This is a genomic window from Marisediminicola sp. LYQ85, assembly GCF_046600695.1.
Lineage (GTDB): Bacteria > Actinomycetota > Actinomycetes > Actinomycetales > Microbacteriaceae > Marisediminicola.
This window is the reverse complement of sequence record NZ_JBKIWO010000001.1, coordinates 70,206-82,339: the sequence shown is the minus strand read 5'-3', so window position 1 is coordinate 82,339 and position 12,134 is coordinate 70,206. Positions and strand designations below refer to the sequence as shown.

Sequence of the window (12,134 nt, the reverse complement as noted above, 5' to 3'; positions counted from 1 at the left end):
GCCGCGCACCCCCGCCACGCGCCCCGGCCGAGCACGCCCGGCCGAGCACCCGGACCGCGCGACCCCGCCGCGCGACCCCGCTACGCGACCCCGCCGTGCGACCCCGCTACTCGACCCCGCTACGCGACCCCGCTACGCGACGATGTGCATCGCGCGCGCGGCATCCGTGATGCTGCCCGAGAGCGACGGGTACACCGCGAACGCGCGACCGACCTGGTCGACCGTGAGGCGGTGCTCGATGGCCAGGGCGATGGGGAGGATGAGCTCCGACGCGTTGGGGGCGACGATGACACCCCCGATGACGGTGCCCGATCCGGTGCGCGCGAAGAGCTTGACGAAACCCTCCTTGATGCCCTGCATCTTGGCTCGGGGGTTGGAGGCGAGCGGGAGTTTGTAGATGTCGCCCTGGGCGACGCCCTCCTCGATCTGCTTCTGGGTCCATCCGACGGTCGCGATCTCGGGCTGCGTGAAGATGTTGGAGGTCACGTTGCGCAGTTCGGTCGGGTTCACGGCGTCACCGAGCGCGTGGAACACGGCCGTGCGACCCTGCATCGCCGCGACGGAGGCGAGGGGGAGGAAGTCCGAGCAGTCGCCGGCCGCGTAGACCGAGGGCACGGATGTGCGCGCGACCCTGTTGACGCGGATGTGGCCGCTCTCGGTGAGCTGGATCCCCGCGTCTTCGAGTCCGATGCCCGCGGTGTTGGGGATGGATCCGACGGCGAGGAGCGCGTGGCTCCCCTCGATGATGCGCCCGTCGGAGAGGGTCGCCACGACCCCGTCGCCCACGCGCTCGATCGATTCGGCCCGGGACTTCGAGAGCACGGTCATGCCGTTGCGGGTGAAGACGTCTTCGATCACGCGCGCCGCGTCGGCGTCTTCTCCCGGAAGCACCTGGTCGCGACTCGAGATGAGGGTCACTTTCGAGCCGAGCGCCGTGTAGGCCGAGGCGAATTCGGCTCCCGTGACTCCCGAGCCGACGACGATGAGGTGCTCGGGCACGCTCTCGAGCGAGTAGAGCTGGGTCCACGTGAAGATGCGTTCGCCGTCGGGCTTCGCCGAGGGCAGGATGCGGGGGCTCGCCCCGACCGAGACGATGAGGGTGTCGGCGTCGATCTCGTCGAAGTCGGTCGCGCCTTTGCCCCGCCCGGTCGACACGATGAGTCGCTGTGGGCCGTCGAGGCGACCGGCGCCCTGCACGATGCGCACTCCCGCCTTGATGAGCTGCGACTTCATGTCTTCCGACTGCTGCCGCGCGAGTCGAAGGAGCCGGGCGTTGACGGCCGAGAGGTTGACGGCGATGTCGGGCCGCACGGGGCGACCGGTGTCGCCGCGAGAGTAGAACTGCACGCCGAGGTCGGTCGCGTTGCCGATCGACTTGGAGGCCTCGGCCGTCGCGATGAGGGTCTTCGACGGCACGACGTCGGTGAGCACCGCCGAGCCTCCGACGCCGACCCGCTCGACGAGGGTCACGTCGGCCCCGAGTTGGGCGCCCGCGAGGGCCGCCTCGTATCCGCCTGGCCCTCCCCCGAGGATCGCGATGCGTTGCTTGCGCTCGAACTCATAGGCCATTACTCCATTGTCTCCCCTCGGTCGCGTGCGACCCAAATGGGCGGATGCCGCGCGGCCGGCCGCGCGGCGGGCCGCGACGGGATGCGCAGCGCGATGAGCAGCGCGATGAGCGGCCCGAGTCGCCGCCCGAACAATAGGGTGGAGGGCATGTCTCCGACCTCAGCACACCCCCTCGACGACCCCGCAGCCGACCCGTTCGAGGTCGCCGCCGCCGCCGCATCCGACATCGCGAGGCTCACGGGGGTCGAGCGTCACGACATCGCTCTCACTCTCGGGTCGGGCTGGGCGAAGGCCGCCGACCTCATCGGCGAGACCGTCGCGACCATTCCGGCGACGGATGTCACGGGCTTCAGTAAGCCGGCCCTCGAGGGGCACGTGGGTTCCCTGAGGTCCGTCGCACTCCCGAGCGGCAAGCACGCCCTCGTCATCGGTGCCCGCACCCACTACTACGAGGGTCACGGCGTGCGGCGCGTCGTGCACAGCGTGCGCACGGCCGCCGCGACGGGCGCGAGCATCATGATCCTCACGAACGGCGCGGGGGGCATCAAGCCCACGTGGACCCCCGGAACCCCCGTGCTCATCAGCGACCACCTCAACCTCACGGCCGATTCGCCTCTCGAGGGCGCGACTTTCGTCGACCTCACCGACCTCTATTCGGCGAGGCTGCGCGCGATCGCGAAGACCGTCGACGCCACCCTCGACGAGGGCGTCTACACGCAGTTCCGCGGTCCGCACTACGAGACGCCCGCCGAGGTGCAGATGGCGAAGACCATCGGCGGCCACATCGTCGGCATGTCGACGGCTCTCGAGGCGATTGCGGCCCGCCAGGCCGGCATGGAGATCCTCGGGATGTCGCTCATCACGAACCTCGCGGCGGGGATCCAGCAGTCGCCGCTGAGTCACGCCGAGGTTCTCGAGGCCGGCCGCGAAGCGGAACCGCGCATCAGCGCCCTGCTCGCGAACATCGTGGGTGCGCTGTGAGCGTCGACACCGTCGACGGTCTGCTCGACGCCGCGCGCGCGTGGCTCGCGCAAGACCCCGACGAGGTCACGCGGGCCGAGCTCGAGTCGCTCATCGGGGCGGTGGAGTCCGGGCGGGGAGTCGAGTCGGGTCGCGCGACCGCGACCGAGTCGGTGCACGCGGCTGGCCACACCCCCACTCCCGACGACGCCCTCGGCGCACTCCAGGACCGCTTCTCCTCGCGTCTCGCTTTCGGCACCGCGGGGTTGCGGGGCGCCCTCGGGGCAGGACCGAACCGGATGAATCGGGTGCTCGTCTCCCAGGCTGCAGCGGGGTTCGCGGCGTTCCTGCTCGAACGCTCGACGGCTCCGAGCATCGTGGTCGGCTATGACGGGCGCATCAATTCGCGCCAGTTCGCGATCGACACGGTCGAGATCATGGCGGGAGCGGGCGTGCGCGCACTCCTCCTCCCCCGCATGCTCCCGACCCCGGTGCTCGCCTTCGCCGTGCGCCACTTCGGCGTGAGCGCCGGGGTCATGGTCACCGCGAGCCACAATCCCGCCGCCGACAACGGTTACAAGGTCTATCTGGGCGGCGACGACGCGGGGTCGCAGATCGTCGCGCCCGTCGATGCCGCGATCGCCGAGCACATCCTGAGCGTCGCCTCGAGCGTCGACATCGCCTCGCTCGCGAGGTCATCGGACTTCGAGACCGTCGACGACGCCGTCGTCGACGAATACGTCGGGCGCACGGCAGAGCTCGCGGCACGAACCTCCGATTCCCCCGCCCCGGTCTCCTTCGCCTACACCGCGATGCACGGGGTCGGATGGGAGACGTCGAGGCGCGTGTTCGCCGAGGCCGGTCTCGGTGAGCCGCGATCGGTTCTCGCCCAGCAGGAGCCCGACGCCGCGTTCCCCACGGTCGCGTTCCCCAACCCCGAGGAGCCCGGCGCGCTCGATCTCGCCTTCGCCGAGGCGACCCGGGCGCGAGTCCAGCTCGTCGTCGCGCACGACCCCGACGCCGACAGGCTCGCGGTCGCGATTCCCGCCGAGGATGGCGGCTGGCGCAGGCTCTCGGGCAACGAGGTCGGCTCGCTGCTCGGCTGGCGAGCCGCAGAGCGCGCCGCCGCCTCGGGGGTGTCCGGTGCGCTCGCGTGCTCTCTCGTGAGCTCTCCCGCGCTCGGAGCGATCGCGCGCGCTCACGGCCTGGACTCCGTCGAGACCCTCACCGGGTTCAAATGGATCTCCCGCACCCCCGACCTCGTCTTCGGCTACGAGGAGGCACTCGGCTATCTCGTCGACCCCGGCAAGGTCCGCGACAAGGACGGCATCTCCGCCGCGGTCGACCTGCTCGCCCTCGCGAACGAGCTCGCCGCCGACGGCCGCACGATCGCCGACAGAATCGTCGAACTCGCCGAGCGTTTCGGAGGCTACGCGTCGTCGCAGATCTCGGTGCGCGTCACCGATCTCGCCGACATCTCCCGCATCATGACGCGCGTGCGCACGGTGCCGCCGCGCGAGATCGCGGGCCACCTCGTCGACCGAGTGGATGATTTCGCCGACGGTTTCGAGGCGTACCCGCCGAGCGACATCCTGCGCTTCTGGCTCGTCGACGGGTCGCGGGTCATCGTGCGTCCGAGCGGCACGGAGCCCAAGGTCAAGGTCTACATCGACGCCGCGAGCACGGCCGGCTCGGGGGCCGAGCGCCTGCAGGCAGCCCAGGTCACGGTCGACCAGTTGGATGCGGGCGTGCGCGAGATTCTCGCCTGAACCGTCGGGCTGCTGTGTCAGCCGAGTGACTTCTCGAGCTTCTCGGCGAGCTCCTGTTGGTCGAAGTAGTTGTCGATGACGACGACGTCGGCGAAGGTCTTGCCGATCGCCTCGACGAACTCGATCGACGTGAGGATCACTTGCGCGTCGGCCGCGACGACCTTGACCGAGGCGATGTCGGCGGCCGTGACATCCGCCTCGATTCCGAGCCTCTGCAAGACCCTCTCGGCGTTGATCTTGAGGATTCCGGAGCTTCCGATGCCCGCACCGCAGATGGCGACGATCTTCACGAGTCCTTCTCCATGATGGCGATCACGGCGTCCGCATCGGGTGCCGCGGCGATCGCCGGGATGGCGCTCGCATCGTTGAACACGTTCGCGAGTTCGGCGATCGACTCGAGGTGCCCCTCGATCGAGGTGATCGCGAGGGCGAGCACGACGCTCACGGGGTCGTTGTGCGGGTGGCCGAACGGAACCGGGGTCGCGAGGGTCACGACCGAGAGCCCGTCGGCGAGCACCTCGGGTCCGGGCCGGGCGTGGGCGAGAGCGAGCCCCGGGGCGATGACGACGTAGGGGCCGTGCTCCTCGATCATCCGGATCATCTCGTCGGAGTACCCGGGCTTCGCCGCCCCGATGTCGACGAGGGCGGCGCCGGCGAGGCGCACGGCGGCACGCCAGTCGTCTGCGTGAGCTCCGACGACGACAGCGGGCTCGGTGAGGGTCGGTAGCGCCATCTAGGCCTGCTCGAATCCCGCGTCGATGAGGTCGGCGAGCTCTTCGCGTTCCTCGTGCGGCAGGAAGGCGGCCGCGGCGGCGTTGAGCTGGAAGACCTCGAGGTCGTCGAGGTCGTAGTCGAAGGTCTCGCTCAGGAGGGCGAGCTCCTTGCTCAGGCTCGTGTTACTCATGAGGCGGTTGTCGGTGTTGACCGTCACGTGGAACCCGAGCTGGTAGAGCAGGTCGAACGGGTGGTCGATGAGGTCGTCGCCGAACGCCGCGATCGCGCCCGTCTGCAGGTTCGACTGCGGGCTGAGCTCGAGGGGGATCTGGCGGTCTTTGACCCACTGCGCCACGGCACCGAGCGTGACGTAGGCGTTCTCGGCGTCTTCGCGATCGACCTCGATGTCTTCGGCGATGCGCACACCGTGGCCGAGTCGCAGCGCGCGACCGTCGAAGAGGGCGCTGCGGATGCTGTCGACCCCGTCGGCTTCGCCCGCGTGCACGGTCGTCGGAAAGAGGTGGAGGGCGAGGTAGTCGAACGCGTCGCGCATGTTGCTCGCGGGGAACCCGGCCTCGGCTCCGGCGATGTCGAAGCCCACGACTCCGGCGTCGCGGTGGCGCACGGCGAGCTGCGCGATCTCGAGTCCCCGGTCGGCATGCCGCATCGCGGAGACGAGCTGGCCGATACGGATGCGGTGGCCGGTGTGGAGCGCGGCGTCGATCCCGTGGGTGATGCCCTCCTGCACGGCCTCGACGGCCTCGTCGAGGCTCAGCCCGCGCGTGAGGTGCTGCTCGGGCGCCCAGCGCACCTCGCCGTAGATCACACCGTCTGCCGCGAGGTCCTGCACGAACTCGCTCGCGACCCTGACGAGTCCCTCGCGGGTCTGCATGACCGCGGTCGTGACGTCGAAGGTCTTGAGATAGTCGACGAGCGACCCCGAGTCGGCGTTGTCGGCGAACCAGGCGCCGAGTTTCGCGGCATCCGTCTCGGGGAGCGCGATGTCGGTGGCGTCGGCGAGTTCGATGATCGTCTGAGGCCGCAGGCCCCCGTCGAGGTGATCGTGGAGCGAGATCTTGGGCAGAGCGCTGATGTTGGCGCCGCCCCGGAGGCGGTAATCCTCGGCGGGAGTGTTCATGGGTCAAATCTACCCGGTGCCACCTCGCGCGTGCGGCGGGAGTCGCGAGGTCACTGCCCGATCCTCTCGACGATGAGGGGGCCGCGCGCCACACTCTCCGACGCGTCGCCGATGCGCCACGCCCCGTCGAGCGCCTCGAGCGCCCGCGCGAACCGCGCCGGCTCATCGGCGCTGAGGGTGAAAAGCGGTTGCCCCTCGATCACGGTGTCTCCGGGCTTCGCGTGCAGGTCGATGCCCGCAGCGTGCTGCACGGGATCCTGTTTGCGCGCGCGGCCCGCCCCGAGCCTCCACGCGGCGATGCCGAAGGGCAGCGCCTGCTGCTCCACGAGCACTCCCGCGCGCTCGGCGCGCACGACGTGGGTCTCGCGCGCGACCGGGAGGGCCGCCACGGGGTCGCCACCCTGCGCGCGGATCATCGAGCGCCAGACATCCATCGCGCGGCCGTCGGCGAGGGCGGCCTCGACGTCGGCATCAGGTTGGCCCGCGAGCCTGAGCATCTCGCGCGCGAGGCCCACCGTGAGTTCGACGACATCCGCGGGGCCACCGCCCGCGAGGACCTCGACCGACTCGCGCACCTCGTTGGCATTGCCGATCGCGAGGCCGAGGGGAACGTTCATGTCAGTGAGCAGAGCGGATGTCGCGACTCCCGCGTCTTCGCCGAGAGCGACCATCGTGCGCGCGAGTTCCCGCGACTGCTCGATGTCGGTCAGGAACGCTCCCGAGCCGAACTTGACGTCGAGCACGAGGGCCGATGTGCCCTCGGCGATCTTCTTGCTCATGATCGACGACGCGATGAGCGGGATCGATTCGACCGTTCCCGTGATGTCGCGGAGGGCGTAGAGCTTGCCGTCGGCGGGAGCGAGCCCCGACCCCGCGGCGCACACGACGGCCCCGACCTCGTCGAGGATCTCGGTCATGCGCTCGGTGCTCACGCTCGCCTGCCACCCGGGGATGCTCTCGAGCTTGTCGAGGGTTCCTCCGGTGTGGCCGAGGCCGCGCCCCGAGAGCTGCGGCACGGCGACGCCGAACGCGGCCACGAGCGGCGCGAGCGGGAGGGTGATCTTGTCTCCGACTCCCCCGGTCGAGTGCTTGTCGACGGTGCGCTTCGTGAGACCGTCGAAGCTCATGCGCTCCCCGCTCGCGATCATCGCGAGAGTGAGGTCGCGGATCTCGGGGCGTTCCATGCCGTTGAGGAAGATCGCCATGGCCATCGCGGCCATCTGCTCGTCGCCGACGAAGCCGCGCGTGTAGGCGTCGATGAGCCAGTCGATCTGGAGGGTCGAGAGCGTGCGTCCATCGCGCTTGGAGCGGATGAGGTCGACGACGTCGAATGCCTCGGGTGCGGTCGTGGTCGGTGCGGTCATGATCGGTACTCCTCGAGAGTGCGTGGACCGAAGGCGTCGGGGATGACCTCGTCGATCGTCTTGACGCCCGACACCGTCTCGAGGAGCATGCCGGGAGCCGAGTGCTCGAAGAGCAATTGGCGACAGCGCCCGCACGGCATGAGCGTCGCGCCGTTGCCGTCGACACACGTGAAGGCCACGAGACGCCCGCCCCCGGTCATGTGGAGGGTCGAGACGAGAGCGCACTCGGCGCACAGGGTGAGTCCGTACGACGCGTTCTCGACGTTGCACCCCGCGATGACGCGACCGTCGTCGACGAGCGCGGCGACGCCCACGGGGAACTTCGAATACGGAACGTACGCGTGGGTCATCGCCTCGAGTGCGGTCGACCGCAGAGCGTTCCAGTCGATGGTGTCGCTCACGATTTTATGTACGGCTTGCCCGCTGCCGCAGGGCCGCGCACCTTGCCGGCGAACCCGGCCACGGCGAGGATTGTCACGAGGTACGGGAGCATGAGCAGGAACTCGCTCGGCACCGGGGAGCCGATGATGTTGAGCACGCCCTGAAGGCTGCTCGCGAACCCGAAGAGCAGGGCGGCGAGGGTCGCCCTGATGGGGTCCCACCGCCCGAAGATCACGGCCGCGAGGGCGATGAAGCCCGCTCCCGCCGTCATCTCCTTGCCGAAGGCCCCGACCGAGCCGAGCGTGAAGAACGCTCCGCCGAGCCCCGCGATCGCTCCCGCGATCGACACGTTCCAGAATCGCGTCGCGGCGACCTTGATACCCACGGTGTCGGCCGCTTGCGGGTGCTCGCCGACGGCGCGCAAGCGCAACCCCCATCGGGTGTGGAAGAGCGCGATGTAGACGGCGATGACGGCGATGTACATGAGGTAGACGATGAAGGTCTGCCTGAAGAGCACGTAGCCGATGATCGGGATGTCGCTCAACACCGGGATCGTGATGTTCGCGAAGCGCGGGGGCGAGTTGAGCGCCGCCGAGTTGGGGCTCAAGAGCACGCTGAAGAGGAAGCCCGTGAGGCCCGAGACGAGAACGTTGAGCACGACGCCGACGATCACCTGGTCGACGAGGTACTTGATCGAGAACGCCGCGAGCACGAACGAGACGAGCACTCCCGCGACCATCGCGGCGATGAGGCCGACGAAGGGGTTGCCCGTGATCGACGCGACGAGTGCCGAGCAGAACGCCCCCGCGAGCAATTGGCCCTCGATCGCGACGTTGACGACGCCGACGCGCTCGGAGATGACTCCCCCGAGCGCTCCGAAGATGAGCGGAACGGAGAGCGCGAGCGCACCCGCGAGCAGACCGGGCACGGGGAGGTTGGCGTCGGCCGAGGCCCACACGAGAAACCCGAGCAGGAGCAGGAACGCGAAGAGGGCGCTGAGCCACAGCGGCACCCTCGTGCCGGAGCGCGCCCGCAGGAAGGCGACGACGGCGATGACCACGAGGAGCACGGCGATGACGTACCCGGTCGCGAGCGTCGGAAGGCCGAGCGGCGTGAGCTGGATGGCGTCTGATCGCGTCGAGAGCGCGAGGGTCGACACCCCCTCGCGGCCGAACGGCCCGAACAGCAGGATGCCGGCGACCGCGAACGCCGCGAGCACGATGGGCGTGCGGTAGCTGCGTCGGACGGCACCGGGCTTCGCGTGCGCGCCCGCGGGGGAGGGAGCCGACCCCGTGCTGAGCTTCGTGTCGGTCACGAGGTGACCCCTTCCTTGCGCGAGCGGGCGGGGCGGGCGCCGGGGGCCGGCAGGCGGAAGATCGCCCGCACGAGCGGCGGCGCCGCGATGAAGAGGACGATGAGCGATTGCACGACGACGACGATGTCGATGGGGACACCCTCGGCAGCCTGCATCGAGAAGCCTCCCGCCTTGAACGCCCCGAAGAGCACTCCGGCGAGGAACACTCCGAACGGGCGGGATCGGCCGAGCAGGGCGACCGTGATGGCGTCGAAGCCGATGCCCGCGTCGATCCCGGCGCCGAAGCCGCTCGTCGTCGTGCCGAGCACCTGGTTCACGCCCGCGAGACCGAGGAGTCCGCCGGAGATGAGCATCGCGACGATGTAGACCCTCTTGACGTCGATGCCCGCGACCCGAGCGGCCGCGGGATTCTCACCGACCGCGCGGAAGCGGAACCCGAGACTCGACCTGTCGATGAGCCACCACGCGAACACCGTGGCGGCGATGACGATGAGGAACCCGAAGTGGAGGTTGTATCCGGGCCCGAGGAGGTCGGGGAAGACGGCCGTCGGGAGGCTCGCGGGACTCTGCGGGTTGTTCGACCCGGGGGTGCCGAGCACGGGCGTGCGCAGCAGGTAGCTGATGAGGTAGAACGCCACGTAATTGAGCATGATCGTCACGATGACCTCGTGGGCTCCCGTGCGCGCCTTGAGCACACCGACGATTCCTCCCCACGCGGCTCCGGCGGCGATACCGAACACGAGCGCCACGACGAGGTGGATTCCCGCGGGCAGTTCCCAACTGAACGCGACCCATCCGCCGGCACCCGCGGCGACGAGCATCTGCCCGCGACCACCGATGTTGAAGAGACCGACGCGGAACGCGAGGGCGACTCCGAGACCTCCCGCGATGAGGGGGGTCGCGTAGGTGAGCGTGTCGGTGAGGGGTCGGATGCCCGCCGCGAAACCCTCGCGACGGAAGTTGTAGACCGACCCTTGGAAGAGGGCCGAGTACGCCCCGCCGACGGCCTCGCCGATCGCGCGCAGCATGTCGGACGGCCGCGAGAAGAAGTACCCCGCGGCCTCCTGCACCTCGTCGTTCGTCGACGCGATGAGCACGGCTCCCACGACGAGGGCGAGGATGATGCTCAGGATCGACATGAGCACGTTGCCCGACGCGATCTCGCGCAGTGCTCTCGACCAGCGATCGCCGTCGTCTCCGGAGGGGGCACGCTGCTCGGGGGCGACCTCCGCCGCCGTCGGAGCGGTGGCCTCGGGGCCGTGGGCCGCTCCGTCACCCGGTGGGGTGGGGGTCACTCGCGGAAGTTGGTTGTCGCTCACGCGGCGGCGTCCTTTCCCGGGGTCTCCCCGGCCATCATGAGTCCGAGGATGTCGCGAGAGGTGGTGCCCGGCACGATTCCGACGATGCGACCGCGGTACATCACGGCGATCCGGTCGGCGAGCGCGACGACTTCGTCGAGCTCGGTCGACACGACGATCACGGGAACGCCCGAGTCGCGCGTCGCGATGATCTGCTCGTGCACGAACTCGATCGACCCGACGTCGAGTCCGCGGGTGGGCTGCGCCGCCACGAAGAGGCGCAGCGTGCGGCTCAGCTCGCGCGCGAGCACGACCTTCTGCTGGTTTCCGCCCGAGAGTCGACCGACGTGGGTGTCGACGCTCTGCGTGCGGATGTCGAACTCGGTGACCTTCTGGTTGGCGAACTCGGAGAGGTAACCGAGTCGCAGGCTCCCCGCCTTGACGAAGGGCTCGGAGTCGGAGCGGTTGAGCATGAGGTTCTCGGCGATCGTGAACTCGCCGACGAGGCCGTCTTCTTTGCGGTCTTCGGGAACGAATCCGACGCCAGCGCCGAGGACCTTGCGCACCGAGAGGCCGCTGATCGAGGAGCCGTCGAGCGTGATCGTCCCGGTCACGCGATCCTGGAGCCCGAGAAGCGCTTCGGTCAGCTCGGTCTGCCCGTTGCCCTGCACTCCCGCGATCGCGAGCACTTCGCCCGCACGGACGGTGAAGCTCACGTCGTCGACGACGACCTGATCGCGCGCGTCGACGACGCTCAGATTCTCGACGATGAGGGCTTCGGCGCCGAGCTTCGCCTCGTGCTTGCTCACGGTGAGCTCGACGGCGCGACCGACCATGAGCGACGCGAGTTCGACGTTCGACGCCGACGGCTGCGCTTCGCCCACGACGCTCCCGAGGCGGATGACGGTGATGCGGTCCGCGACTTCGCGCACCTCGCGCAGCTTGTGCGTGATGAAGACGATCGAGGTTCCCGACTCCTTGAGCTGGCGCATGATCGCCATGAGCTCGTCGGTCTCCTGCGGGGTGAGCACGGCTGTCGGCTCGTCGAACACGAGCACGCGGGCATCCCGCGAGAGCGCCTTGATGATCTCGACCCGCTGTTGCACTCCCACCGGCAGGTCGCCGACGAGGGCGTCGGGGTCGAGGTCGAAGCCGAATCTCGCGGAGATCTCGCGCACCTTCGCCCGAGCGGCGCCGATGTCGAGGCGCCCGCCGAAACCGGTCTCCTCGTGGCCGAGCATGACGTTCTCCGCCACGGTGAAGACCGGGATGAGCATGAAGTGCTGGTGGACCATGCCGATGCCCGCGGCCATCGCGTCACCGGGGCCCGAGAAGGCCTGAACGGTGCCGTCGAGGAGGATCTCGCCCTCGTCGGCCTGATAGAGGCCGTAGAGCACGTTCATGAGGGTGGACTTGCCCGCCCCGTTCTCGCCGAGGAGGCAGTGGATCTCCCCCGCCTCGACGGTGAGGTCGATGTGGTCGTTCGCGACCAGGGCACCGAATCTCTTCGTGATGCCGCGCAGCTCGAGCTTCATGCGAACCAATCTATAAGGTCTGGGTCCCGCCTCTCGGCGAGAGGCCCGATACGCACGGCGGGGAGGCCGGCAACCGCCGGCCTCCCCGTGT

11 protein-coding genes are annotated in these 12,134 nt (G+C 69.4%); 2 read left to right on the top strand and 9 right to left on the bottom strand.

The annotated features are described in order from the left end of the window. Positions 1 to 132: 132 nt before the first annotated feature. Positions 133 to 1,569: an NAD(P)H-quinone dehydrogenase gene (locus ACLHG5_RS00360; protein ID WP_411316199.1), complete on the bottom strand. Its 1,437-nt coding sequence runs from the start codon at positions 1,567 to 1,569 to the stop codon at positions 133 to 135. 147 nt (positions 1,570 to 1,716) lie between these two features. Between ACLHG5_RS00360 and ACLHG5_RS00355 the strand changes: the two genes are divergently transcribed. After that, entirely contained in the window at positions 1,717 to 2,550 is an 834-nt protein-coding gene (locus ACLHG5_RS00355; RefSeq protein ID WP_411316200.1) for a purine-nucleoside phosphorylase, read from the top strand. Further along, a complete protein-coding gene (locus ACLHG5_RS00350) occupies positions 2,547 to 4,298 on the top strand; it encodes a phospho-sugar mutase (protein ID WP_411317527.1) in 1,752 nt (583 codons plus the stop codon). The genes ACLHG5_RS00355 and ACLHG5_RS00350 overlap by 4 nt, the downstream gene beginning before the upstream one ends. 17 nt (positions 4,299 to 4,315) lie before the next feature. Here the strand turns inward: ACLHG5_RS00350 and ACLHG5_RS00345 are convergent, their stop codons facing one another. The 8 genes from ACLHG5_RS00345 to ACLHG5_RS00310 are packed head-to-tail and all read right to left on the bottom strand — an operon-like array spanning position 4,316 to position 12,043. Next, complete coding sequence (locus ACLHG5_RS00345) at positions 4,316 to 4,588, bottom strand: PTS sugar transporter subunit IIB (RefSeq protein ID WP_411316202.1); 273 nt, start codon at positions 4,586 to 4,588, stop codon at positions 4,316 to 4,318. Then, the gene (locus ACLHG5_RS00340; RefSeq protein WP_411317526.1) at positions 4,585 to 5,031 is read right to left on the bottom strand and encodes a PTS sugar transporter subunit IIA; all 447 of its coding nucleotides are present in this window, start codon (positions 5,029 to 5,031) and stop codon (positions 4,585 to 4,587) included. Before ACLHG5_RS00340 ends, ACLHG5_RS00345 begins: the two co-directional genes overlap by 4 nt. Next, a complete protein-coding gene (locus tag ACLHG5_RS00335) occupies positions 5,032 to 6,150 on the bottom strand; it encodes an adenosine deaminase (protein ID WP_411317525.1) in 1,119 nt (372 codons plus the stop codon). It abuts the gene before it with no gap. A gap of 50 nt (positions 6,151 to 6,200) precedes the next feature. Continuing rightward, positions 6,201 to 7,514 carry a thymidine phosphorylase gene (locus tag ACLHG5_RS00330; RefSeq protein WP_411316205.1) on the bottom strand — a complete coding sequence of 438 codons (1,314 nt, stop codon included), beginning with the start codon at positions 7,512 to 7,514 and terminating at the stop codon, positions 6,201 to 6,203. Further along, the gene (locus ACLHG5_RS00325) at positions 7,511 to 7,915 is read right to left on the bottom strand and encodes a cytidine deaminase (RefSeq protein WP_411316206.1); all 405 of its coding nucleotides are present in this window, start codon (positions 7,913 to 7,915) and stop codon (positions 7,511 to 7,513) included. Before ACLHG5_RS00325 ends, ACLHG5_RS00330 begins: the two co-directional genes overlap by 4 nt. Further along, positions 7,912 to 9,210 (bottom strand): ABC transporter permease, encoded by a 1,299-nt coding sequence (locus ACLHG5_RS00320; RefSeq protein ID WP_411317524.1) that lies wholly within the window; start codon positions 9,208 to 9,210, stop codon positions 7,912 to 7,914. The genes ACLHG5_RS00325 and ACLHG5_RS00320 overlap by 4 nt, the downstream gene beginning before the upstream one ends. Next, complete coding sequence (locus ACLHG5_RS00315; RefSeq protein WP_411316208.1) at positions 9,207 to 10,529, bottom strand: ABC transporter permease; 1,323 nt, start codon at positions 10,527 to 10,529, stop codon at positions 9,207 to 9,209. The genes ACLHG5_RS00320 and ACLHG5_RS00315 overlap by 4 nt, the downstream gene beginning before the upstream one ends. Then, positions 10,526 to 12,043: an ABC transporter ATP-binding protein gene (locus ACLHG5_RS00310; RefSeq protein WP_411316209.1), complete on the bottom strand. Its 1,518-nt coding sequence runs from the start codon at positions 12,041 to 12,043 to the stop codon at positions 10,526 to 10,528. The genes ACLHG5_RS00315 and ACLHG5_RS00310 overlap by 4 nt, the downstream gene beginning before the upstream one ends. Between the last annotated feature and the right edge of the window lie 91 nt (positions 12,044 to 12,134).

Excerpts from the sequence above, each read along its gene's own strand:
- ACLHG5_RS00335 (WP_411317525.1), bottom strand. The coding sequence starts at position 6,150 with ATGAACACTCCCGCCGAGGATTACCGCCTCCGGGGCGGCGCCAACATC.
- ACLHG5_RS00360 (WP_411316199.1), bottom strand. The coding sequence starts at position 1,569 with ATGGCCTATGAGTTCGAGCGCAAGCAACGCATCGCGATCCTCGGGGGA.
- ACLHG5_RS00330 (WP_411316205.1), bottom strand. The coding sequence starts at position 7,514 with ATGACCGCACCGACCACGACCGCACCCGAGGCATTCGACGTCGTCGAC.
- ACLHG5_RS00355 (WP_411316200.1), top strand. The coding sequence starts at position 1,717 with ATGTCTCCGACCTCAGCACACCCCCTCGACGACCCCGCAGCCGACCCG.
- ACLHG5_RS00310 (WP_411316209.1), bottom strand. The coding sequence starts at position 12,043 with ATGAAGCTCGAGCTGCGCGGCATCACGAAGAGATTCGGTGCCCTGGTC.
- ACLHG5_RS00340 (WP_411317526.1), bottom strand. The coding sequence starts at position 5,031 with ATGGCGCTACCGACCCTCACCGAGCCCGCTGTCGTCGTCGGAGCTCAC.